At 59.0% G+C, this 22,427-nt stretch carries 21 protein-coding genes and 1 pseudogene; 2 read left to right on the forward strand and 20 right to left on the reverse strand.

Features of this window, described 5'->3' with window-relative positions:
* Positions 1-76: 76 nt before the first annotated feature.
* From ACQUWM_RS15300 to ACQUWM_RS15310, 3 genes are all read right to left on the reverse strand, one after another.
* Positions 77-487, reverse strand: coding sequence for a hypothetical protein (locus ACQUWM_RS15300; protein ID WP_428922626.1), 411 nt, complete (start codon positions 485-487; stop codon positions 77-79).
* Positions 488-909: 422 nt separating this feature from the next.
* Positions 910-1,458, reverse strand: a complete 549-nt coding sequence (locus tag ACQUWM_RS15305) for a hypothetical protein (RefSeq protein WP_428922720.1) — start codon at positions 1,456-1,458, stop codon at positions 910-912.
* On the reverse strand, positions 1,455-1,901 hold the full coding sequence (locus ACQUWM_RS15310; protein ID WP_428922721.1) for a hypothetical protein: 447 nt from the start codon (positions 1,899-1,901) through the stop codon (positions 1,455-1,457). The genes ACQUWM_RS15305 and ACQUWM_RS15310 overlap by 4 nt, the downstream gene beginning before the upstream one ends.
* Before the next feature lie 718 nt (positions 1,902-2,619).
* Between ACQUWM_RS15310 and ACQUWM_RS15315 the strand changes: the two genes are divergently transcribed.
* On the forward strand, positions 2,620-3,603 hold the full coding sequence (locus ACQUWM_RS15315; protein WP_428922722.1) for an integron integrase: 984 nt from the start codon (positions 2,620-2,622) through the stop codon (positions 3,601-3,603).
* A gap of 6 nt (positions 3,604-3,609) precedes the next feature.
* On the opposite strand, the gene bluB is transcribed toward ACQUWM_RS15315, so the two are convergent.
* The 7 genes from bluB to cbiE are packed head-to-tail and all read right to left on the reverse strand — an operon-like array spanning position 3,610 to position 9,570.
* Complete coding sequence (bluB, locus tag ACQUWM_RS15320) at positions 3,610-4,320, reverse strand: 5,6-dimethylbenzimidazole synthase (RefSeq protein WP_428922723.1); 711 nt, start codon at positions 4,318-4,320, stop codon at positions 3,610-3,612.
* Complete coding sequence (locus ACQUWM_RS15325; protein ID WP_428922724.1) at positions 4,317-5,807, reverse strand: cobyric acid synthase; 1,491 nt, start codon at positions 5,805-5,807, stop codon at positions 4,317-4,319. The genes bluB and ACQUWM_RS15325 overlap by 4 nt, the downstream gene beginning before the upstream one ends.
* A 13-nt stretch (positions 5,808-5,820) precedes the next feature.
* Positions 5,821-6,432, reverse strand: coding sequence for a cob(I)yrinic acid a,c-diamide adenosyltransferase (gene cobO, locus ACQUWM_RS15330; RefSeq protein WP_428922725.1), 612 nt, complete (start codon positions 6,430-6,432; stop codon positions 5,821-5,823).
* 31 nt (positions 6,433-6,463) lie between these two features.
* The gene (gene cobF, locus ACQUWM_RS15335) at positions 6,464-7,219 is read right to left on the reverse strand and encodes a precorrin-6A synthase (deacetylating) (RefSeq protein WP_428922726.1); all 756 of its coding nucleotides are present in this window, start codon (positions 7,217-7,219) and stop codon (positions 6,464-6,466) included.
* Positions 7,212-8,003 (reverse strand): precorrin-4 C(11)-methyltransferase, encoded by a 792-nt coding sequence (cobM, locus tag ACQUWM_RS15340; RefSeq protein WP_428922727.1) that lies wholly within the window; start codon positions 8,001-8,003, stop codon positions 7,212-7,214. The genes cobF and cobM overlap by 8 nt, the downstream gene beginning before the upstream one ends.
* Positions 8,000-8,365, reverse strand: a complete 366-nt coding sequence (locus tag ACQUWM_RS15345; RefSeq protein ID WP_407001941.1) for a cobalamin biosynthesis protein — start codon at positions 8,363-8,365, stop codon at positions 8,000-8,002. Before ACQUWM_RS15345 ends, cobM begins: the two co-directional genes overlap by 4 nt.
* Positions 8,362-9,570, reverse strand: a complete 1,209-nt coding sequence (cbiE, locus tag ACQUWM_RS15350) for a precorrin-6y C5,15-methyltransferase (decarboxylating) subunit CbiE (protein ID WP_428922728.1) — start codon at positions 9,568-9,570, stop codon at positions 8,362-8,364. Before cbiE ends, ACQUWM_RS15345 begins: the two co-directional genes overlap by 4 nt.
* On the opposite strand from cbiE, the gene ACQUWM_RS15355 reads away from it, so the two are divergent.
* A complete protein-coding gene (locus ACQUWM_RS15355) occupies positions 9,569-10,318 on the forward strand; it encodes a cobalt-precorrin-6A reductase (protein WP_428922729.1) in 750 nt (249 codons plus the stop codon). The genes cbiE and ACQUWM_RS15355 overlap by 2 nt on opposite strands.
* Here ACQUWM_RS15355 and cobJ read toward each other — a convergent pair.
* The 10 genes and pseudogenes from cobJ to ACQUWM_RS15405 all read right to left on the reverse strand — a co-directional run bounded on the left by cobJ (position 10,294) and on the right by ACQUWM_RS15405 (position 22,403).
* Complete coding sequence (gene cobJ / locus ACQUWM_RS15360) at positions 10,294-11,043, reverse strand: precorrin-3B C(17)-methyltransferase (protein ID WP_407001938.1); 750 nt, start codon at positions 11,041-11,043, stop codon at positions 10,294-10,296. The two genes, ACQUWM_RS15355 and cobJ, sit on opposite strands and share 25 nt — an antisense overlap.
* Positions 11,040-11,765, reverse strand: a complete 726-nt coding sequence (gene cobI, locus ACQUWM_RS15365) for a precorrin-2 C(20)-methyltransferase (RefSeq protein ID WP_428922730.1) — start codon at positions 11,763-11,765, stop codon at positions 11,040-11,042. The genes cobJ and cobI overlap by 4 nt, the downstream gene beginning before the upstream one ends.
* Complete coding sequence (locus ACQUWM_RS15370) at positions 11,762-12,391, reverse strand: precorrin-8X methylmutase (protein ID WP_428922731.1); 630 nt, start codon at positions 12,389-12,391, stop codon at positions 11,762-11,764. The genes cobI and ACQUWM_RS15370 overlap by 4 nt, the downstream gene beginning before the upstream one ends.
* Positions 12,391-13,527 (reverse strand): cobalamin biosynthesis protein CobG, encoded by a 1,137-nt coding sequence (locus ACQUWM_RS15375; RefSeq protein ID WP_428922732.1) that lies wholly within the window; start codon positions 13,525-13,527, stop codon positions 12,391-12,393. Before ACQUWM_RS15375 ends, ACQUWM_RS15370 begins: the two co-directional genes overlap by 1 nt.
* The gene (cobN, locus tag ACQUWM_RS15380) at positions 13,517-17,404 is read right to left on the reverse strand and encodes a cobaltochelatase subunit CobN (RefSeq protein WP_428922733.1); all 3,888 of its coding nucleotides are present in this window, start codon (positions 17,402-17,404) and stop codon (positions 13,517-13,519) included. The genes ACQUWM_RS15375 and cobN overlap by 11 nt, the downstream gene beginning before the upstream one ends.
* 3 nt (positions 17,405-17,407) lie before the next feature.
* A complete protein-coding gene (gene cobW / locus ACQUWM_RS15385) occupies positions 17,408-18,502 on the reverse strand; it encodes a cobalamin biosynthesis protein CobW (protein ID WP_428922734.1) in 1,095 nt (364 codons plus the stop codon).
* Positions 18,489-19,886 (reverse strand): cobyrinate a,c-diamide synthase, encoded by a 1,398-nt coding sequence (locus tag ACQUWM_RS15390; RefSeq protein WP_428922735.1) that lies wholly within the window; start codon positions 19,884-19,886, stop codon positions 18,489-18,491. Before ACQUWM_RS15390 ends, cobW begins: the two co-directional genes overlap by 14 nt.
* A complete protein-coding gene (locus tag ACQUWM_RS15395; protein ID WP_428922817.1) occupies positions 19,883-20,626 on the reverse strand; it encodes a vWA domain-containing protein in 744 nt (247 codons plus the stop codon). The genes ACQUWM_RS15390 and ACQUWM_RS15395 overlap by 4 nt, the downstream gene beginning before the upstream one ends.
* Positions 20,621-21,649 (reverse strand): annotated as a pseudogene (locus tag ACQUWM_RS15400) (ATP-binding protein); the annotation flags it as partial. The pseudogene ACQUWM_RS15400 and the gene ACQUWM_RS15395, both read right to left, overlap by 6 nt.
* Positions 21,630-22,403 carry a CbtA family protein gene (locus tag ACQUWM_RS15405; RefSeq protein ID WP_428922736.1) on the reverse strand — a complete coding sequence of 258 codons (774 nt, stop codon included), beginning with the start codon at positions 22,401-22,403 and terminating at the stop codon, positions 21,630-21,632. The gene ACQUWM_RS15405 and the pseudogene ACQUWM_RS15400, both read right to left, overlap by 20 nt.
* Between the last annotated feature and the right edge of the window lie 24 nt (positions 22,404-22,427).

Genomic DNA, 22,427 nt, shown 5'->3' on the forward strand with positions numbered 1-22,427 from the left:
TAACGCCGCTCAGCACGCGCGGCTTTGTAGTGGAGGCGAAGCCGCAACGAAAAAGGCGTCGCCGTGCCTGGCCTGGTTATGTTTTAAACGTGCCGAGGCGACTCGATAAGACAAACACGGCCAAAATACAACCTACCGATATGAGTGTCAGATTTTCAATGCTGGCAAGCAGGCTTGTCTGTGGTGCATAGTCTGCCATGAGCCACTGGGCGCCCAGAACAATCAAATTACTGCCCAAAAAGACATACCCCGCCCACTTTTTCAAGAACGCTAAAAAAATCGCTGAAATAAAGGCCATGGCTAGCAGGGCTGTGCTTACATTTGCCCATAAAGACTGAAGTTGCGTGCTCGGCTGTGAATACCACCATTGCATATACCACAGAACCTCCTGAGGCAGGTCGCTTTGTGGGCTGAAAACGAGCCAGAAGTAGACCGCTAACGATGCGCAATAAACCATTGATGCAATTCTAAGAATGGCTCGATCCACGACTACTCCTTAAAACATAACGCTAGCGGTAACCGGCACCGGAGCGAAGCGCAGGGAACCATAGCCCGCAAGGGATATGGTGTCCGGTTGACCGCCTGGTTAAGGGCCGTTTACCCGTTGTTTTGTATTGGCACCCAATACCGAATGCCGACTCCCGTTACTTTGTACCAGCTTGACCCATAGCGCCAGGAACCAGAGCACCGAATGAGTGGGTTTTGTCCGACGTAAAACCGGATGGCCCCGCGACATTTGCACTGAATGACCAGCCAACGCCGATGGCAAACCAGGGGATGTGTTTCTGCCGAGGCCAAACACCGAAGCAGGCCCCAAACACCATGCCCAAGAACACGACAGCCAGGCCTTTAACGCGTAACACACCGGCGCCACGCACGTGGCGTCCGAGTGCTGTGAATTGTTATGTGCTATTGGGCGCACAATTCCTTCAAATCTATCGATCCTAAGTCGACCGGCGGCACAGACTTTAATTCTGCACTCGCGGGAATAGTTATCGGTCTATCTTTCCCAGGATCGTTTACTCTCCAACTGCCAAAAACGCCATGATGGACGAAAACTCCGTCTATTGGTGCAACAGATTGGGAGCTATTTATTTCGATCCTGGCCATGTTCTTTTCGACCTCGCCTGACACTGTAGGGCTTGGCTCTGAGCCGAAGCTTGAATCAATTTTCGCGGAGCCTCTAGCAGACCCAAAATGCAAACCGCAAATTTCGTTACCTTGCTGGATCAGGTAGAGCTCAAAGTAATCGTCATGCTGTTCAATCCCATTTTGTGGGTAGACGATACTCCAAGAGCCTGTGAAATCTTCAGCCGCTGCAGAGGTAGCTGAAATTAAGATCAACAACATTAGTATTCTGACGATCATCTCTCCCACATAACGCTTGGCTTTGCGGCGCACCGGAGCGCAGCGTAGGTGCGTCCGACAACAGCTGATTGTTAAGCTTTTCTCGCTCACTTGACCAAACTCATAGTTATCATCCGCAGCCTTTTGTCCACGAATTCATAGTGCACAGTGTGACTATCGGACATTGACTTGATCCAGCGTTGGTAAAGCTCACTGCTTGGATCATCGCTCGGGCTGCTGGTGTACTCCTTCCCTGAAGCTTCAAAACTTTCTTTTGCAGCAACGAAGGAGGGATAAATTGGAACCTCTATCTCAGCTTCGTTAATCGGCGCGAAGCCATGTCGTTCTGCCATGTACAAAAAAATAACGTCTAAAGTCTGCTCTTCATCAAATCTGAACTGAAAACCTTGCTGGTGAGCAGAGGCCCAATAGGCGTCCTCCATACCCTCGTGCAGTCGATCAAAGTCGTACACAACATCAATATCGAAGTGCTCAAGTAATTCGATGACATCATCAGACTTGAGCTTTTTCCCCAACATACTTAAAAACTGCACGTTGTACCCCTTAGAGCTTAACGCCAGCGCTCAACGGCGCCCTTGTAATGGAGGCGCAGCCGCAATGGAAAGGGCGTCCGGCGGCCCTCGGCCGCGTATTGATGCGCCTTGTTATGCCGCCGCTACCGCTCTGCAGGCCTATGAGCCCGATTCTTGAGGGCCCGCGGCTCTATTATTCGGACTTGAGCATTTCTGCCCGATCTCTCTTGTACTCTTCGTATGACTTACTGGAACGTTCGATGCATTCTTCATACTGAGCGGGTGGCACACTGACGCATTCTTGTCGGTTGTTCCGCTGCATATTGTCATACACGGCTTTGCTGCTACACCCAGCCACCAAAATACACAGCATCAGTAAATACAAAATCTTACTCACGACTCATCATCCATGTGGTGCATAACATTTGTATATGAGTCTGAATGATCACTTTTCCACTGACTCATATCTCAATTCAACAGTTTCCCAAAACTAGGCAGAAAATCCCGTCAGGTCAATAAGTTCTGGCTGTTTTCCTGACCGCCGTCCCAAACAAAAATGATCACAAAGACCACTATCCACTTTTTCAACCACCCTTCCATACCACTGATTTAGAAAGGAAACTTACAGGTTTCTACAAACTCACCCAGTTCATGGTCGCAATGATCATTTTTCCAGTTGCCAACGCCGCAAGCCCTACATAAACTGTATGCATATACAGCACCAAAAGGACTTGTATTCATGGATGACATTCCAGTCCCACTGCCAGCTATCCCGACCCGGTTCATGGATCGTTTCCGCGCATTTATTCGCGCCCGGCACCTGGCTTATCGCACCGAGAAAACCTACTGCAACTGGGTACGGGAATTTATCCGGTTCCACGAAAAACGCCATCCGGAATCCATGGGTGCAGAGGAGGTGAATGCGTGGTTAAGTCATCTGGCGAACAATCGCAACGTGGCGGTCAACACGCAGAAAACAGCGTTGAATGCGGTGGTTTTCATGTATCACCAGTTTCTCGGCAGAGAACTGGGCAACCTGCAGTTCACCAACACAAATCGTGGCCGCAAGTTACCAACGGTTTTTAGTCATGATGAAGCGATGTCGGTGTTGTCGAATATGCAGGGCACTAACAGGCTGGTAGCCAGCCTGATGTATGGCTCTGGTTTGCGGGTGATGGAGGCAACGCGCTTGCGGGTGCAGGATGTGGATTTTTCGGAACCGTGTCTGTTTATACGGGAAACCAAGGGTGACAAATGGCGACGCACAATCCTGCCAGCCTCAATTTGTGAGAGCCTGAAGAATCAAGTGGAATTCGCCCTCTCTCTCCATCGGCAGGATCTGGAAGATGGTTTTGGCGAGGTCTACATGCCTGGTGCGCTAGCCAAAAAGTACCCCAAAGCAGCGCGTAGTCCTGGCTGGCAATACGTTTTCCCGGCAATGCGCCTGTCGATTGATCCCCGCTCAGGGGTTCGGCGACGGCATCATGTCGGTGAACAGCATATTCGTCGGTCAGTAAATGACGCGATCAGGGCAACGGGTATACGAAAGAAAGCCAGCTGTCACACTTTCCGCCACAGCTTCGCAACCAATCTGTTAAAGCGAGGCACAGACATTCGCAGCATTCAGGAATTACTGGGCCACAACGACCTCAGCACCACTCAAATATACACTCATGTGGTCGGCACCCATGAGCGCGGCATCAGCAGCCCACTAGATGCCTGACTGCCCTCAATTCCGCTCCTGTTTTTTTAGTGCCACCTTCAGCTCGACGTTTTCCTGCGGCTGCCCCCAGCCGTTGCCATGCACCAGCTCCTCAATCGGCAACCGTGAGCGCCAGCCTTTGGCCTGCAGTTCCGGCTGGTCGAGGAATTCGCTGACGTAGCCCAGGCACAGGTAGGCCAGCGGATAAACCTGTTCCGGCAGGTTAAGCGTGCTAGCGAGCTTCTGCTGATCCAGGATGCTGACCCAGCCCACGCCTATGCCTTCGGCGCGGGCGGCCAGCCACAGGTTCTGTACTGCCAGACAGGTGCTGAACAGGTCGGTTTCCACAATCGAGTTGCGGCCCAGCACGTGGGTGCCGCCGCGGCTGCGATCGCAGGTGATGCAGAGGTTGATGGGGCTTTCAAGGATGCCCTGGAGCTTCAGGCTCTTGTAGCGGGTATTGCGCTCGCCGCTGTAGTTATCGGCGGCCTTGCGGTTCTCTTCCTCGAAGATGTCGAGGACGGACTGGCGCACCTCGGTGCTGTCGATAACGATAAAGTCCCAGGGCTGCATAAAGCCCACCGATGGGGCGTGGTGGGCGGCGCTAAGCAGGCGGGCCAGGACGTCCGCCGGGATCGGGTCGGGCAGAAACTGGGATCGGACATCCCGCCGTTCGTAGATGGCTCGGTAAAGGCCATCGCGTTCATTATCGCTGAAAGGGCGGTTGTGGTCGGTCATCGGTTTTGTGTGTCCTGTTTGCCGAGGCCCAGCAGGTTGCGTAGCCAATCCGTGTCCAGATGGTCTTCCACCAGGTCTGCCAGCCGGTCCAGTTGTTGTTGGCGGTGTTGCTGGTAATTCACCGCCTCGCCCGACAGCTCTGTGTCGGCACCCAGGCCCGCCCAGTGTAGGATCGCGGTGCAGGCTTCGGGTTGATCGAAGATGCCGTGAACGTAGGTACCCGCTACCAGACCATCCACGCTGATGGCGCCGTCCGGTCTGCCATTCAGTTCAGCCATGGGGGATGCCAGAGCAGGCCCGGTGGTGACACCGTTATGCATTTCATAGCCGGTGAAGCTGGCTTTGTCCGGGCCGATGGCGAGTGTGCCGGTTACGTTCTTCAGCTGCTTGCCGTCCACCATGCGTGTGGTCATGTCCAGAAGGCCCAGGCCTTCGGTGTTACCGGCCTCGCCTTCCAGTCCGTCCGGGTCCTGTACCTCGGTACCCAACATCTGAAAACCGCCGCAGATGGCGAAGACTTTGCCACCGTATCGCAGATGCTTGCGGATCGCCGCAGGCCACCCCTGTGCCTTCAGCCACTGCAGGTCGTGGCGGGTGCTCTTGCTACCGGGTAGCAGGATCAGGTCCGCCGGGGGGATGGACTGGTCGGGGCCGATGAACTGGAGGTTAACTCCGGGGTGCAGGCGCAGGGGATCGAAATCGTTATGGTTGCTGATGCGGGGCAATACCGGAACGATCACGTTCAGCGCGCCGGCCTTGCTGGTGCCACTGGTGCCCACGCTGTCTTCGGCGTCGATCACCAGTCCGTGCAGGTAAGGCAGTACGCCGGTTACGGGTTTTCCGGTGCGTTCGGCCAGCCAGTCCAGCCCCGGTTCCAGCAGGGCGATATCGCCCCGGAAACGGTTGATGATAAAGCCTTTGGTGCGTGCCCGTTCGCTGTCGGAAACCAGTTCCAGGGTGCCCACCAGTTGCGCGAACACGCCGCCCTTGTCGATATCGCCGACCAGCAGCACCGGGCAGTCCGCCGCTTCGGCGAAACCCATGTTAGCGATATCATTGGTGCGCAGGTTGATCTCGGCGGGGCTGCCAGCGCCTTCAGCAATGATCACGTCATAACGGGCGCTCAAATCGCGCCATGCGTTCATCACCGAGGTCATCGCCTCCGCCTTGTAGGCGTGGTAATCCAGCGCATCCATATTGCCATGGACCTTGCCCCGCAGGATCACCTGGGCGCCCCGATCACTCTGGGGCTTGAGCAATACCGGGTTCATGTCGCTGTGGGGCTCCAGGCCACAGGCCAGGGCCTGAAGGGCGGTGGAGCGGCCAATCTCGCCACCATCCACGGTAACCGCGCTGTTGAGGGCCATGTTCTGGGGCTTGAACGGCGCCACGGAAATGCCCTGGCGCGCCAGCCACCGGCACAGGGCGGCCACCACCGTGGTTTTGCCGGCGTCGGAGGTGGTGCCCTGTATCATCAGTGTGGTCATGGGTTCCCGCCTGTTACAGCTCTACGCCTTTCTGGGCCTTCACGCCCTGATCCTTGAAGGCATGCTTCACAATGCCCATTTCCGTCACTGTGTCCGCCAGATCCACCAGTTCCTGCGGCGCTGAACGACCGGTGACCACCACATGCTGCATCTCCGGCCGGGCCTGCAGATCATCCAGCACCCGGTCCAGGTCGATGTAGTCGTATTTCAGGGCGATGTTGAGTTCGTCCAGCAGGATCAGGTCGTAGCTGTCGTCCTTCAGCATCGCGGCCGCCACATCCCAGGCGGCATTGGCGGCTTCCACGTCCTGCTCCCGGTTCTTGGTGTCCCAGGTGTAGCCCTGACCCATGACGTGGTAGTCGACATTGGGTAGGTCCCGGAAGAAGGCTTCCTCACCGGTGCTGAAGGCGCCCTTGATGAACTGGATAATGCCCACTTTCATGCCATGGCCGAGTGCCCGGGCCACCATGCCAAAGCCGGAGCTGCTCTTGCCCTTGCCGGGGCCGGTGAGCACCAGCAACACGCCCTGCTCTTTCTGGGCGTTAGCTATACGCTCCTGCATGATTTTCTGTTTGGCTTCCATGCGGCGGGCATGGCGTTCGGGGTTTTTGGCGCGTTCACGCATGATCAGGCTCCTTAACGGTGAGCGGGCGTAGCTATTGCTTCGCCAGTAAATAAATGTCCATTATCCAGCCGAATTCCTGTCTGAGTTCCGCCCTGCGCTGTGTAATCTGAGGGCCAGTCTCGCTTAACCAGCCCGCCATCAAACACTGCTTGTCCATTCCCAGATAGGCTCCCCACCAGATATAAATGTCTTTAGGGGGGACAGAGCTGAAAGCACTGCCGCCATCGAGCATAACCGCGACACTGGGTACGTCCGCCGGCCAACCGCGCTCCCGCAGGCGTCGCCCCGTGGTGATCAACACCGGTTCCGCGAGGGTATTGAGCGGAACACGGTGTTCCGCCGTCAGCACCTGCAGGCTGGTAATGCCCGGTATCACGCGGACCTCAACGGGTTTACCCTGCTCACTCAAACGGTCGGCAATCCGCAGACTGCTGTCATACAACGATGGGTCGCCCCAGATCATCAGCGCAACGCGGCCGCCATCAGGCAGGTGGGTATCGACCATATCTCCCCACACGGCGGCTATGGCGCTATGCCACTCTTCCACCGCCTTCAGGTAGTCAGAACTGTCCTGACGGGTCGGCAGATCAAACTCGACTATCCTGGCTGGGCGGTCTGACTCAAGCAGTCGCTCGCAGAGCAGGCGACGCAGGTCCACCAGGTCTGCTTTAGAGTCTCCTTTGCGCGGCAACAGAATCAGATCAGCATCATTCAAAGCGCGAACCGCAGCCAAGGTGACATGGTCCGGATTTCCGGTACCAATTCCGATCAGGGCCAGCTCAATCATGGCCATCCTCGTCGGCAAATGGCGAGTCTGCCGATTGCGGCCGGAAGCGTCGATCGTAGCCTACAGCGTACAGGCGGCTTTCCTGAAAATCGTTGGTTGCCAGCGCCTTGCCTACCAGTATCAGTGCGGTGCGGGTAAGCGTTGAACCCACCGCCTGCTCCAGCGTAGCCAAAGTGCCCCGGACTATCCGCTCGTCCGGCCAGCTGGCACGCCAGACGATCGCGGCGGGGCAGTCATCACCGTAGAATGGTTTCAACTCTTCCACCACATGGGAAAGGTTATGAATGGAAAGATGGATGGCCAACGTGGCCTGGGTGCGAGCGAAATGTGCCAGCGTTTCATTCTCTGGCATGGCACTGGCCCTCCCCTGGGTGCGGGTCAGCACAACGGACTGGGCGATACCCGGAAGGGTGAGCTCCTTGCCAAGACTGGCTGCGGCCGCGGCAAACGAGGGAACTCCGGGAGTGATCGAATAGGGGATTTGCAATTGTTCAAGGCGCCGGAGTTGCTCGCCCATGGCGGACCAGACCGACAGGTCGCCAGAGTGAAGACGAACAACGTCCAGGCCCTCCGCGTGCGCCCGCTGGATTTCCTCAATAATCTGATCCAAAGCCAGAGGCGCCGTATTAACGACCCGTGCATGGGCTGGACAATGGGCCAGTATTTCCTCCGGCACCAGCGAGCCGGCAAAGAGACAAACCGGCGAGGCCGTGATTAAATCGCGGCCTCTCAGGGTGAGTAAATCCGGGGCGCCGGGGCCGGCGCCAATAAAATGTACCGTCATAAGATTATGTGTTCCGCTATAGCGCCGGTGGCCATTCGATCTGCCGAGATCTGACGGGGCCCAAGCAGGCGTGAATCCTGCCCCGCCCCAAGCAACGCCAGCGCTTCGGCGACGCTGCCGGTATTTTTAGCGTGCTGACTGTGTCGCGAGCGCGTGAGTGTCTCGACTCCCACACAGACATCACCTTCTATAAGGACCACGGGAAGCCCCCGCTCAGCGCCCAGTAGCTGAACCAGCTCGGCCTTGTCGGCCAGCGCCACGAGTCTATCCACCTGGCCATAGTGCTGGATCAGTCGCTCCAGGACTTCGGCCAGAGAGGATAACTGCGCTCCCCGGCGGTGACCAAACCCCGCTACCGTCATGTCGTCACCCGCCACTGAATGATGGGATACTGAGCCTTCCAGCCACGCCGGGGTCCGATTGGCCCGGCCGATGAAAAAGCCAGATGGACCAATTCTCCTCCTCGGGCCTGATGCCATTGCATCAGCAGGCTTTCCGATTCCAGTGTCACCGCATTGGCCACGATTCGAACCCCTTGCGGCAGGCGCTCCCAAAGCGCCTGAAGCAGAGCCTGTGACAAGCCACCGCCGATGAACACGGCATCTGGCAGGGGTTGATTGGCTAACACCTCCGGCGCCTGCCCCTCGACCAGCGCCAGCCAGTCCACGCCCAGCGACCGGGCATTTCGGGCAGCCCGGGCCGCTCGTTCCACCGATGCCTCAAAGCCAATGGCCTGGTTGTCCGGGTGAGCAAGCAGCCATTCGATCGAAACAGCACCAGAACCGGCCCCTATGTCCCACAATCTCTCGCCCGCCTTCGGCGCCAACGCCGACAGGGTCAAGGCACGAACCGATTGCTTGGTAATCTGGCCATCGTGTTCGAAAAAATCGTCGGGTATGCCAGCTGTGCACGGTAAGGGCGGCCCCTCGCCAGCCACCTCAAGCCCCAGGGCAACCGGGTGTTGAACATCGTCCGGCGGACTCTGATCAGCATTGATCCTGCGAAGGCGTTCCCCCGGACCATCCAGTGCCTCAAGAATGTGCATCACGGTGGGCCCGAACCCCCATTGAGTGATTTGACGGCCAAGCTCGGCTACCGCCCCACCGTCGCGTAACAGGACCAGCAGCCGCTGACCTGGCTGAAGAAAGGGGCGAATGCGGGTAAGCGGCGCAGCGTGCAGCCCCAGGCACTGGGTCGACTCCAACCCCCAAGCCAATCGCGACGCAGCCAGGCTAAAGGTGGAGGGTCCTGGGTATATAGCCCATTCCGACGGGTCCAGATGTCGCGCGAGCACGGTCCCGGCCCCAAACCAGAACGGATCGCCCGAGACCAGCATGACCACCCGCCGGCCCCGTTCAGCCAGGAGCATTGGAACACCCTCTGCAAAGGGCACCGGCCACTCACGAACGTCGGCATCAACACCAGACAAAACCTTCAGGTGCCGGTGGGCCCCGAAAATAATCTCCGCCTGTTCCAGGGCATTCAGACTTGCCGGCGTAATGCCCGATGTGCCACGCTCGCCCCACCCTATAATAGTCAGCCAATGGGCGTTCCCAGGATTAACCATGATTAAAGTCCTGATCCTTGGCGGTACGACGGAAGCAGGGGTGTTGGCCAAGGCCCTGGCTGATGCTCGTGTGCCGGCGCTGTATAGCTATGCAGGCCGAGTCAGATCGCCAAAGCCTCAACCGATACCGGTTCGTACCGGCGGATTCGGCGGGCCTGAAGGATTGGCAGAATTTTTGCGCGCCGAGGGCTTCACGCATCTGGTTGACGCCACCCACCCCTTTGCCGAACAGATAAGCCGGAACGCGGTCCTGGCCAGCGCACAGAGCAGTATTCACTTGCTGGCACTCACCCGCCCGCCCTGGCAACCTGTCAAAGGCGACCACTGGCAAGAGGTTGCCAACGTCGAGGCGGCGGTTCAGGCGTTGGCGGGCCCTCGCCAGCGAGTCATGCTGGCCATCGGCCGTCAACACCTTGAGGCGTTCCAGGCACAACCGCAGCATCACTATGTGTTGCGGCTTGTCGACGAGCCCGCGGGTCCCTTGCCGCTTCCTGACTGTACCGTCACTGTTGATCGGGGACCTTTCACGGCGAAAGGCGACCTGGCTCTGCTCAAGCGCCATCGTATCGACCGAATCGTGAGTAAGAACGCCGGCGGCGAGGGCGCGGCGGCCAAGCTGGTGGCGGCTCGCCAGTTGGGGCTGCCGGTGCTGATGATCAATCGTCCTGCTCTCGCCACCCGCCATGAAGTGCACGATGTCGACCAGGCTTTGCACTGGCTCCGTCATGCGGTGGACCTCGGTGTGTAAGCCCAGGCTTGCCCATTTCGGTCAATGACCCGGGTCAGGCTTGATCCGACCATAACCAGGGTCCGCATATCGGCCATTTCCGGCTTGCTATCGGCCAGAGTGGTGATAAGAACCTGCTCCTCAGGCGTCGAGACGGCCCGGGCAAATATCATGACCCGTTCGGGCCCGCAGGCCTCCAGTAACACCTTGAGCGCACGAGCGAAACCCTCTGGACGCGCTTTCGAGCGAGGGTTGTACAGCGCCATGGCAAAATCCGCGTCGGCCGCCAGGCGTAGCCGCTTTTCGATGAGATCCCAGGGCTTGAGATTGTCTGACAGGTTAATGCAACAAAAATCATGCCCCAGCGGAGCGCCAACCCGGGCACTGGCCGCCAGCATGGCGGAGATGCCCGGTAAAACCCGTATATCCAGAGAACGCCAGGCGGGGTCGCCAGATTCCAGCGCCTCATAAAGAGCCGATGCCATGGCAAACACTCCGGCATCACCGGACGATACCACCGCCACCTTGCGGCCCGCTGCCGCCAGTTGCAGCGCATGCCGAGCCCGATCCAGCTCCTCGCGGTTATCCGAAATATGCCGAACCTGATTTGGGTGGGGCGGAACGCGCTCCACATAGGAGCCATAACCCACCACGTCGGTTGCCTCCTGCAGTGCGAGACTCACTTGCGGGGTCACCAGTTCCGCCGCGCCCGGTCCCAATCCGGCGATGACGAGTGAACCGGTCATGGTCGCCTCCCATTGCCATGGATCAGCAAAATCGAAAAGTAAGGCGCAATGTCCCCGGCTTCCCGGAAGGGCAAGACGCGCTCCTCCGTCATGGCGGCGTATTCGACCAGCCAGGCTTGATCAATCCGCCCGGCCAGATCCAGCGCACGCCGGACTTTAGCGAGATTGCGACCAATTTTCATGACCACGAGCGCATCGGTCTCCGCTATCCGCTGGGCCAGGTCGGCTTCGGGTAAAGTCCCCATAGCGACAGTCATCACGTCGTCGCCCCATGTGAATGGCTGCCCTGTCGCCGTCCAGGCAGCGGACATACCGGTAATACCGGGCACCACCGAAACCGGCACTCTGTCTTTGAGACGCGTAAAAAGGTGCATGAAAGAGCCGTAGAAAAACGGGTCCCCTTCACACAGGACAACCACATCTTCCCCGGCCTGGGTCAGCCTGGTCAGATGATCAACACAGGACTGATAGAAGCCAGACAATAACTCGTTGTATCGCGGATCACTAACGGGAATTTCGGTGGTCACCGGGTATTCCATGGGCAGCTCTATGACCGAGTCCGCCAGCATGCCTTCTACGATGCTACGCGCATGGCCCTTGCGCCCTTTTTTACGGAAATAGGCGATATGGCGGACCTGCCGGATCAGCTTGTCTGCGCGCACGCTCATCAAATCCTGAGCCCCCGGGCCCAGGCCCACACCGTAGATTGTACCCTTCTTCATTCTGTTCGATCCGCTATAGCGTTGACGGCGGCCACGGTGACCGCGCTGCCTCCCAGACGGCCCCGCACAATACAGCAAGGCGCGGCGCCGCTGTCCCAGAGTGCCTGCTTCGATTCCGCCGCACCCACAAAGCCAACCGGGCAGCCAATAATTGCCGCCGGTCGCGGACAGCTCGGGTCTTGCAGCATATTGAGCAAATGAAACAAGGCCGTGGGTGCGTTACCAATGGCCACCACGGCACCGTCCAGGAAAGGCCGCCATAACTCCAGCGCCGCCGCCGAACGGGTATTGCCCATCTCCTTCGCCAGCGCCGGAACCCGGTCATCGGTTAAGGTACAGACGATAGCGTTATCCGCCGGTAGTCTTTTCCGGGTGATGCCCTCGGCGACCATGCGGGTGTCACACAGGATTGGCGCTCCCTGCTCCAATGAGGCCCGTGCCCGGGAAACCATTTGATCCCCGAATAATATCGACGGAGCCAGCTCTACCATGCCCAACGCATGAATCATGCGCACTGCCACCGGCTCTTCGTCTTCGGAAAAATGGTCGAGATTCGCCTCGCCCCGGATAATCGCAAAGGACTCCCGGTAAATGGCAGAGCCGTCTGTTTCATAGGTGTGAAGCATTATTCAACTCCAAAATAGTGGCGTACCTGAGATTCCGTCAGGCCAGTGACATGGGGTGTCCCATCAGCACTTCCGCGAAAAATCAGGTCATAACGACCGTGTCGGCCGACAATACAAACGTCCGCAGGCAGACGCCGCGCGCAACCCTTGGGGCAACCGGAGACGTGCAGAGAGCCGTTCGTTGCGCCCGCCAGATGCGTTGCCAGTAGCCGCGTACCAACGGTGGCCTGCTCGCAATAAGGTGCACCGGGGCAGGCATCAATCTTTAGCTCTGGTGCCTGGTTATCGATCAACAGGCCGTCCAGAAAGCGGGCTTTAACGCCGGTGACCAGAAAGCGACGCCAGGGCGTCACTCGAATGTATTCAACGTCGCTGGTCTTCAGTAGTTGACTCAGGGTTTCGGCGTTCACTTGGCCATAACGCAGCCCATAAACCGCCCCCAGCGCATGGTTCCCCAAGGCAAATGGCGGGCGGGACTTTGCCGGCGGCAAAGATTCCGGCGCCCAAGGCGGCAAAAGGCCTTCGTGGCGTCGCATTCGCCCCGACTGGAGCCCTCCGGACTCGGCAAACCAATGGGCCAACCGGATAATGAGCGCCACTGCGGCGGCAGGCGACTCTACCGGCGTGCCCCTCTGACGGCCGTCAAGCCGAACCAGCAGTTGGCCGGTCGCCGCACGCTCAATGCGAAAGTCCGCGGAATGCGCCGCCAGAACAGGGCTTTCACCTGCATCAACGGCAAAACCCACCTTAGCGGGTAAGTCCGGTAACTCGGCGAGCTGGTCCAGCAAGGCGGTGGTCGCCTGGTGTGTGGCATCACCCGGCTGCCAATCCGGTGCCACCAACAGATTCCGACGCGCCTCCAGTGAGGGGTCATCCTCAACCAGACGCGCCTGAACCAATGCCTTCATGAGCGGGTGCCAAGCCTCTTCACGGACGCCACGCAGTTGGAGGTTGGCGCGATTGGTGAGGTCGATCACCCCACTCCCCCAACGCTGGGCCGCCTCACAGAGCGCCAGCATCTGCCGTCGGGTGAGTTCCGCATGCCGGGGGCGCACCCGCACGATTAAACCATCGCCGGAGGCCATCGGTTGCCAGGCACCGGGGCACCAGCCTTTAATCTGGGCCTTATCCCCCATGGGGACCTCTACCGACGGTGGTCCCGGCACGCTCCCGCGTTTCGTCCAGATCGAGTAGCAAGTCCTGTAAAACCTCTGCGTAAGCTCCGGGCTCTTTCCATAAGCCCCGCTGTACGGCCTCCAACAACCGTTCCGCCATATCTTCCAGGGCCGACAGGTTGTAGTCGCGCAAGAATTGCTGGTTGCTCGGGTCGGTCAGCAACGTATTGGTAACCTGTTCGTACTGGTAGTCGGCGATCAGGTCGGTGGTCGCATCGTACCCGACCAGAGAATCGATTGTCGCTGCCATTTCAAAGCCACCCTTGTAGCCGTGTTCACGCATGGCCGTGATCCACTTCGGGTTCAGCACCCGTGACCTGACAACACGGTTAATCTCTTCTTTGAGCGTGCGGATACGCGGCTGAGCGGGGTTGGCGTGGTCGGCATGAAAAGTACTCGGCATGGCGCCACTCAGGCTATGGGTGGCGTTTGCCATGCCGCCCTGAAAGGCAAAATAGGTATTGGAATCCAGAATGTCGTGTTCCCGGTTATCCTGGTTATGCAGGACCGAATCCATACCCGCCAGCCGGTGTTCAAAGTCCGACCGGGCCGATACGCCGTATTCGGAGGACTGACCATAGGCATAGGCTCCGGCCTGAATATAGGCCTCGGCCAGATCATCCCGGGACTGCCAGTTGCGCTTCTCCATCAGACGATTCAGACCGGCGCCGTAGTCTCCTGGTCGGCTGCCGAATATACGGTAGCTCGCCTGGCGTCTGGCTTCGGTAGCGGAAAGCTCCTGTCCCTCAAGTTCCGCCTGCCGCGCAAGCACAGCATCGCGGATGGTGTTCTCGTTGCCGGGCTCTTCATACTCAACGACAGCCTGAACAGCGGCATCGAACAGCCGCATGACATTGGGAAACGCATCGCGAAAGAAGCCGGACACGCGCAGGGTGACGTCCACCCGCGGACGGCCAAGCAGCATGGTGGGAATAACTTCAACATCCACCACCCGCTGCGAACCCAGGGACCACACCGGCTTGACGCCCATCAGCGCCAGCGCCTGGGCAATATCGTCGCCACCGGTACGCATGACCGCCGTACCCCAGATAGACAGGCCCAGGCTTTTGGGGAAGTCACCGTTATCCTGCAGGTAGCGCTCGATGAATGACTGGGCGGACTTTTCCCCCAGGGTCCAGGCAGCAGGCGAAGGAATGGCCCGGTTATCGACCGTGAAAAAGTTTCGCCCGGTGGGCAGGGTATCCAGGCGCCCGCGCGTAGGCGCGCCACTCGGGCCAGGGGGAATAAAATAGCCGCTGAGACCATCCAGCAGTGACTGGATTTCCATATGGACGCCCCGCTTCAGGGCCGCCAGCAAGGTGTCGCGGGCGTAACGGCATTGCTCGGCTGTAGCCGGGTAGGCAGCGGCCAGCGCCTCACTCACATCACCCTGTACGACGTGGTCCAGCACAATCTGGTGTGCCAACGTTTCCAGGCGATCACGGGTATCAGCCCCACTGCGCCAGGGGCTGTCGCTGAGTTTTAGCAATGCCTCGGGGCGGGGTCCCTCCCAGGCACCTGTCCCGGGGACCAGCGGGTCAAAGCTGCTGCCGTCGGGCGGGCTCGCAGGGGCCAGGGCCAGGCCCAGATCCGCCACCAGGTTATGCAGAATACCGCGATAGGCGGGCTCACTCCCGCGCGGCAGCCGCAGCAAAGCCACCAGGGTACCGGCGAGTTTATCGTCTTCGGGAAGCTCCCCCAGCACGTGCAAACCGTGCCTTATCTGGGATTCTTTGATCTCACAGAGGTAGCCATCCAGCTCATTGAGAAGTGCTTCATCGTTGTCCTCGGCGTCGTCCGTAACGCCCTGGCTTAGCTCCTGGTCGATGCCAGCCTGGCGCAGATGGTCGACAATCGACTGACGCAACAGCGCCTCGCGGCGCGGGTCCATCCCCAGCGCCTGATAATACTCATCGGTCAGCGCCTCCAGTTCAGCCATGGCACCATAGAGTTCTGCCCGGGCCATGGGCGGCATCAGGTGATCGACAATAATCGCCTGGGTGCGGCGCTTCGCCTGTGCGCCCTCACCCGGATCGTTGACAATGAACGGATAGAACAGCGGCATAGGGCCCAGCACAATGTCGGGCCAGCACTCGGCGGACAGGGCCGTACTCTTGCCTGGCAACCATTCCAGGTTGCCGTGCTTACCCACGTGGACCACCGCGTCCACGCGGTAGTGCTCACGCAGCCAGAGATAAAAGGCCAGGTAACTGTGGGGTGGCGCCAGTTCGGTATCGTGATAGGTCGCCGTTGGGTTTTCGCCCAGATCTCGTTCAGGCTGAATACCGACAAAGGTTTCGCCCAGGCGAATGCCGGCAATCATCAGCCGACCGGCGCGGCATTTGGGATCCTGGCGGGGGTGCCCCCAGCGCGACCACACCGATTGCTGCAGAGCCAACGGCAGAGTCTGGAACCAGGTCAGATAATCTTCTACCGCAATGCTCTGCCCGCAGGCGCGCTGGTCGATGCTATCCGCGGCGTTGGTCACCACTGACTGCAGGGCCTCAATCAGACCGGCGCCGTCGGCTGGTATGTCGGCCACCGGGTAGCCTGACGCTTTCAGACTCCGCAGAATCCGGACCGTGGAAGCAGGCGTATCCAGGCCAACACCATTGCCAATTCGCCCGTCGCGGTTGGGGTAATTGGCCAGAATAAGCGCTACACGTTTTTTATGGTTGGGGGTGTGGCGAAGCACGCAAAAACGTCGGGCCAGCTCGGCCACAAAGTCCGCCCGCTCCGGATTCAGCTGGTGGCGGATAACCGACAACTGGCACAGCTCGCTGTAGTGGGCTTCGGTTTTGAAGCCCACGGCCCGGGTGATCACACGGCCATCCATTTCAGGCAGCACCACCTGCATGGCCACATCCCGACTGCGCAAACCGCCTGACTGGCTCTGCCAATCCTCTTCCGTACTGCTTGAGAGCATTGCTTGCAGCACAACGGGCCTGCCGACAAATGTGCTCTCGCCTTCCGGGCTCGACAGGGCATCCACATCCCCTGGAGACCGGTTGATCGAAAATCCCGTGGTATTGACGATTAAAGTCGCGCCCGTTTGCTCTATCAACTGGTTGATAAAGGTCAGGCAATCATCGTCTTTCAGCGAAGACACGACCACCGGCAACGGGCTGAGCCCCTTGCAGTGCAATGCCTGGATCAGGCCATCGACAACCTCCGTGTTGGCGCCCTGCAAGTGGCTGCGGTAGAAGACCAGAATGCAAACCGGCTGACCGGATTGCCGGGACTCCTGCCACTGCGCCAGCGTGGTCTCATGGGTACCGCCGCCAGAAGCAGGGCGGTAAAGCGCCGCCTTGGCGATGGCTTTGGGCTCGCGCCAGGGGTAATCGAGCTGCAGACATTGATCGGCGATAAACCGCAGCAGTTGCTCTGCACCATCGGCACCGCCTTCACGCAAATAGCGCCAAACAGACCAGGCGGTCTCAAACGACACGGATGAGGCTTTGAGCAACCCCTCGTCCGGGTCTTCACAGCCGGGCACCACAATAAGCTGCCGCCCCGGAGCCGCCTCGGCCCAGGCCAAAAGCCGTTCATAGCCATATTCCCAATAGCCCGTGCCGCCCAGCAACGAGAGAACGACCAGGCGTGCCTGCTCCAGCACCTTAGTTTCATAGAGGTCATAAGCGGCTGGTTTGAGCAGGTTCATCCAATTGGCCAGCCGCACCCGGGGATAGTCTTCGCCCAACCGCTCGGCACCCTGGGCCAATGCCGACAAGCTGCTGTCGGCCGCGGAAAGAACAACAATATCGCCGGGCGTCTGTTGCAGGTCGAGGATGCCCTCGTCGTCCACGAACCCGCCGGGTTTGGCCGCAAAAAGGTGCATAGGCTAGGCCTGGACCCTCTCCGCCCTGGCCAAGGTGGCCTGGATTTGGGCCGGGTCCAGATGTTTACCAATAATCACCAACTGGGTCTGCCGTGTCTCGCCTGGTCGCCAGAGCCGATCAAAGTGGCTATCGAGGCGCTTGCCAACGGCCTGTATCACCTGGCGCATCGGCTTGCCGGGCAGAGCCGCGAAGCCCTTGGCGCGATAGATCGGATTTGTCTGCAGTAATTCCCGAAGCCCTTCTGCCAGACGATCCGCGTCCACCTCTCCGAGCGTCACCACACAAGAATCGAAATGATCGTGAGCATGGTCGTGGTGCGCCCCCTCCATGTGATAGCGGTCGTGATGATTTTCAACCTGATCAATCGTCTGTTCGCTGGCAGCGGCCATGCCCATCAGTGCCTTCAGCTGGGCCGTGTCTTCCGTCAAAGTATTTCTATCGATAAAAAGGGTTTTAACGGCGGCGGGAACCCGCTGCTGGACGATGCGCTCAACATCGTGCTTCTGTTCAGAACTGAGCAAATCGGTCTTGGTGACAATGACCAGATCGGCCGCACCCAATTGATCGTCCAACAGTTCTCTCAAGCTCGCGTCATGGTCCAGATTTTCATCCGCGCGCCGTTGAGCATCGACCTTATCCACATCATCGGCGTAACGGCCCTGCGCCACAGCGGGCCCATCAACAAGCGTGATGATGGCATCCACGGTGCAGTGCTGGCGGACGTCCGGCCAGTTAAAAGCCTGAACCAGGGGTTTCGGCAATGCCAGGCCACTGGTCTCAATGAGGATATGATCGATGTCCTGGCGCCGCTCCACCAGTTTTTTCATGACCGGCAGAAACTCTTCCTCCACCGTGCAACAAATGCAGCCGTTGGCCAACTCATAAATGCCGTCGTCCGAATCGGTTACGCTTTCTTCTTCGCACCCCAGTGAGCAGCTGCGCAGTAGGTCGGAGTCGATATCCTGCTCACCGAACTCATTCACTATCACGGCAATGCGCTTACCAGACGCCTGTTGCAGGATGCTCGCCAGCAGCGTGGTTTTACCGCTACCGAGAAAGCCGGTTACAACGGTGGCCGGAATCTTATTCAACTGCATCGGACAGGCTCCTTGAATCACTTTGGTCGCAGGTTTGAAGCTGTGGCTCCGGGGAGAACAGCCTTGCCACCGCTGTGGGATTATTTGGAAAAAACAGGTGGAGATAGGAGGCGGTAAGGCGACGGGCACGATAGATTGGTTCGCCGGGTGCGGGGTGTCGCTGTCGGCGCCCGTGGGTGATAGGTTCGGGCGTTCCCTGGCTTATCGAACGGTGGTGAGCATGCGCCCGTACCGGCCCTTCCGGCAGGTCGGCGGTTTGCATGCCCTGGCACCCGCGGCGGCCGCGCATGGCGCCCTCCCCCGGTAGCAGGCCCAGCATTTCGTGAGTCTGATCGTTATAGTCCGTCAGGGTCTCCAGGCAATACAGCAAGCCGCCACATTCGGCAAGAATGGGCTTGTCGGCGGCAAAAAAGCCGAGAAGCGCCGCTTTCATACTGCGATTACCGGCAAGCGAGCTGGCATAGAGTTCGGGATAACCACCGGGCAGCCACAGCGCGTCACACTCAGGGAGGCAACTGTCCGCAATAGGCGAGAAGTAACAAAGCTCCGCCCCCATCTGCTGCAGCAGATCCAGATTGGCTTGGTAAACAAAGCTGAAAGCCGGATCCCGAGCTACGCCCACCGTTATACCGGCCATGGAAGGCAGCTCAACGAAGGGGTCCTCAAACGGTGCTTCAAACACTACCGGAGGCAGGCGCATCAAAGCCTCTGCCAGCGCTTCGGAGGCGAGTGCTTTTGCCCCGGCCTCAAACCGGAGCTCCAGATCTTCCTGCACTTCGGAAGCCTGGACCAGACCCAGGTGACGTTCCGGCAGGGCCAGACTCGAATCACGGGGTAACGCCGCCAACAGCGGAACATCTTTGGGCAGCGCCAGTTCGATCAGCTCTCGGTGACGCGCGGAAGCACAAGCATTGGCAAGCAGACCGACCACCGACACATCATCGCGGAAGTTGGCGATGCCGGATACCAAGGCAGCGGCCGTCTGGGCCATGCCCTTAACGTCCATCACGATCAACATGGGCAAACCGAACCTGGCCGCCAGGTCGGCACTTGACGGCTCACCATCGAAAATCCCCATGGCGCCTTCCACCAGAATCACGTCAGCGCTGCGAGCTGCCTCGAAAAGCCGTCGTCGGCAATAGGTCTCACCAGCCATCCAGAGGTCGAGCTGATCTACCGGCTGCCCGGAGGCCTGGGCCAGCACCTGTGGATCAAGATAATCCGGGCCAGTTTTGAACACCCGCACTACTTTGCCCTGGTTACGCAACAGTCGCGCCAGAGCGGCGGTGATGGTGGTTTTACCCTGGCCCGATGCGGGCGCAGCAATAAAAACCGCGGGGCAACTTACCGATTCAGTGATCGCGTTTTTATCGGTGGGGTTCATCCGGCTTCGACTCCCATAACAGACCCGGGCAGATAGACGGCACCGAGTTGTTGCGCAATTCGCTGGGCCCGCCCCCGTTTGACCGGGCCCCGTTCCACATCCACCACCACGCAGTCGCCAAGAGGCGGTAAGCCGACCAGAGACTGGCGAGTTCGGCCATCGGTTATCAGGTAGGTTTTCACCCTGAGCCCAGGCTCCCGTTTGTGCCACTGACGAATCAGTCGGGACGCCTGAGCGAGAGCCTCACGCAAAGGCGTACCTCCGCCCCCGCTTAAGGCATCCAGCCGTGAAAGCATGGCCTTGGGTGCCCGACAGCGTTGAAGCAGCGGCGTGATCCGGTCATTACCAAACCCCAGGACCGCCATTTGATCGCGCTTGCCATAGGCCAGGGTCGCCAACGCCTGGACCAGGCCTTTGGCCTGACCGAACAGGCGCCCACCCAGGGTGGAGCCAGACGTATCCAGTAACACGAAGTGCACCGTCGGCTGCCCTACGCGTTCCTTCTGAAAGCGGATTGAGGTTAACGGCCATCGGCCCCGGCTAGCCACCAGAGTGGCAAACCAATCTGGCTTTTCGGCCCCCTGTAAACGGGAACGTTGCCCGCTCTGGCGGCCTTTGCGTTTGCTGCTGGCCTCTGACACAGGGCTTTGCATGCGATGCGCCAGCGCTGACTGCAATTGCGGCAATCGATTATGAATGCCCTGATCGAGTGGGAGCGTCTTCTCTGCTATTGGTGGCATGGCGCCCCACTGGCCCTGTTCGGACGTACTCTCTGAGGCACTAGAGCCTTGCCCGTTTCGGGCTTCTGACTTCTGACTATCCACCCGGGATGCCCCTGAAGAACCCTTGGATGGAGGCGGCGATGAGGGCGGGGGGAAATCAGGCGGCTCGGCTGCCATCTTGCGACGATGGACGAGCACCCATTCCTCCACGGCGTCCAGATCTTCCCGGGCAATGGTGTCGCTGCCCCGCCAGGCCGCATGAGCCTGCGCCGCCCGGTGCCAGCCCACATCCGCTCGCACTCCTTCAACCTGGGCGGCTTCACAGGCCTCTGCGATGTACTGGTACACCCACGGATCGGTAACAACGCCCGGCAAGAGCGACTGCGCCGTTCGAATGCGTTCCGCCAGCGCTTTCTGCTCCGGCGCAAAATCCGCACAAAAGCCATCCGGGTCGCGTTCAAAGGCCTCGCATTGTTGAACGATGGCCACACGCTGATCCCTGGGCATGGTGTGCGCCAACTCCACACACAGCCCAAACCTGTCCAGCAACTGGGGGCGTAAATCACCTTCATCCGGGTTCATCGTACCGATGAGCATGAACCGGGCACTGTGGCTATGGCTGATACCGTCGCGCTCAACCACATTAATGCCACGCGCGGCTGTGTCCAAAAGCAAATCGACCAGGTTGTCTGGCAATAAGTTGACTTCATCCACATACAGCACTCCGCCGTCTGCGTCGGCAAATAGGCCGGGTCGGAAAGCGGTTTCCTGTTGGGTCAGAACCTGCTGAAGGTCCAAACTGCCCACCAGGCGATCCTCCGTTGTACTCAAAGGAAGGTTCACAAACGGCAAGCTTTTCCGCTCGGTGATCGGCAATACATCTGCCAGCCCCCGTGCGAGCGTCGACTTGGCGCTCCCGCGTGGGCCCGAAATTACGACGCCGCCAATCCGGGGGTTGATTGCATTCAGCACCAACGCGGTTTTCAGCGGCTCCTGCCCAACGATTGCGGTAAACGGAAACTCAGGCTGGCGCTTGCTCATTACCGATCTGACTTGTCTTGTATGAACGTTGCAGTATCAGGGCGCATAACAATCCGACCGATAACCAGAAAAACAGATTAGTAATCGCTGATATCCAGATGAAGTCGCTGTGCAAAGCCATGAGCGATGCGACGACCGTCGCGTCGGGGTTCTCGAATAACGGCCCGGTGTGTACGGGTACAAACCCATAAGGCAGGACCAACAAAGGGAATGCGAGCACTTTTTTCCAGCGTCGTGCCAAAAATAGCACACCCAATCCAATGGCAACCGACAACACGGCGAATACCCACCACAGCTGGCGGGACATCAGTGCGGGACTGGCCGTACCGGGAATTTCCGGGGGCAACCCGATGGCAGGCGCAACGAACACCACAAGATAACTGCACGCCCCGACAAACAAACCGTGGGCCGGCGTTAGTCGTAGGCGACCGCGAACATACAGTTGATTCATAACCACCAGCATGATCGCGGAGAAACCAATCGCCGCCAGCACATTCGACAGCGCCGTATACAGCCACCTCTCAGTACCCTCTTCGGGCGCCCAGACATCAGGATCGTGATGGTGATCTGCACTCTCACCTTCGCCATGAGTGTGATTATGGTGAGTGTGCGCAACCTCTGCTGGCGCCTCACTACTTTCAAACTGCTCTGCAGCCAAAAGCGTCGGTGTCACCCCAACCGACTGAACAGCGGTGAGCAACAGACCGGTAATAACGCCAATCAAACAGGCGCCGAAAATTAGCGAACGGAACATTAGAATTTCCTTCAACTTCTGGTT

Source organism: Marinobacter sp. DUT-3 (assembly GCF_050379435.1).
Lineage (GTDB): Bacteria > Pseudomonadota > Gammaproteobacteria > Pseudomonadales > Oleiphilaceae > Marinobacter.

Bases quoted from the DNA above. Each gene is read 5' to 3' on its own strand.
- ACQUWM_RS15370 (WP_428922731.1), bottom strand. From the start codon at position 12,391: ATGCTTCACACCTATGAAACAGACGGCTCTGCCATTTACCGGGAGTCC.
- cobF (WP_428922726.1), bottom strand. From the start codon at position 7,219: ATGATTGAGCTGGCCCTGATCGGAATTGGTACCGGAAATCCGGACCAT.
- cbiE (WP_428922728.1), bottom strand. From the start codon at position 9,570: ATGGTTAATCCTGGGAACGCCCATTGGCTGACTATTATAGGGTGGGGC.
- cobO (WP_428922725.1), bottom strand. From the start codon at position 6,432: ATGCGTGAACGCGCCAAAAACCCCGAACGCCATGCCCGCCGCATGGAA.
- bluB (WP_428922723.1), bottom strand. From the start codon at position 4,320: ATGACCGACCACAACCGCCCTTTCAGCGATAATGAACGCGATGGCCTT.
- cobN (WP_428922733.1), bottom strand. From the start codon at position 17,404: ATGCACCTTTTTGCGGCCAAACCCGGCGGGTTCGTGGACGACGAGGGC.
- ACQUWM_RS15355 (WP_428922729.1), top strand. From the start codon at position 9,569: ATGATTAAAGTCCTGATCCTTGGCGGTACGACGGAAGCAGGGGTGTTG.
- cobJ (WP_407001938.1), bottom strand. From the start codon at position 11,043: ATGACCGGTTCACTCGTCATCGCCGGATTGGGACCGGGCGCGGCGGAA.
- cobI (WP_428922730.1), bottom strand. From the start codon at position 11,765: ATGAAGAAGGGTACAATCTACGGTGTGGGCCTGGGCCCGGGGGCTCAG.
- ACQUWM_RS15405 (WP_428922736.1), bottom strand. From the start codon at position 22,403: ATGTTCCGTTCGCTAATTTTCGGCGCCTGTTTGATTGGCGTTATTACC.
- cobW (WP_428922734.1), bottom strand. From the start codon at position 18,502: ATGCAGTTGAATAAGATTCCGGCCACCGTTGTAACCGGCTTTCTCGGT.
- cobM (WP_428922727.1), bottom strand. From the start codon at position 8,003: ATGACGGTACATTTTATTGGCGCCGGCCCCGGCGCCCCGGATTTACTC.
- ACQUWM_RS15325 (WP_428922724.1), bottom strand. From the start codon at position 5,807: ATGACCACACTGATGATACAGGGCACCACCTCCGACGCCGGCAAAACC.
- ACQUWM_RS15375 (WP_428922732.1), bottom strand. From the start codon at position 13,527: ATGGGGGATAAGGCCCAGATTAAAGGCTGGTGCCCCGGTGCCTGGCAA.
- ACQUWM_RS15345 (WP_407001941.1), bottom strand. From the start codon at position 8,365: ATGACGGTAGCGGGGTTTGGTCACCGCCGGGGAGCGCAGTTATCCTCT.
- ACQUWM_RS15390 (WP_428922735.1), bottom strand. From the start codon at position 19,886: ATGAACCCCACCGATAAAAACGCGATCACTGAATCGGTAAGTTGCCCC.
- ACQUWM_RS15395 (WP_428922817.1), bottom strand. From the start codon at position 20,626: ATGCCACCAATAGCAGAGAAGACGCTCCCACTCGATCAGGGCATTCAT.
- ACQUWM_RS15315 (WP_428922722.1), top strand. From the start codon at position 2,620: ATGGATGACATTCCAGTCCCACTGCCAGCTATCCCGACCCGGTTCATG.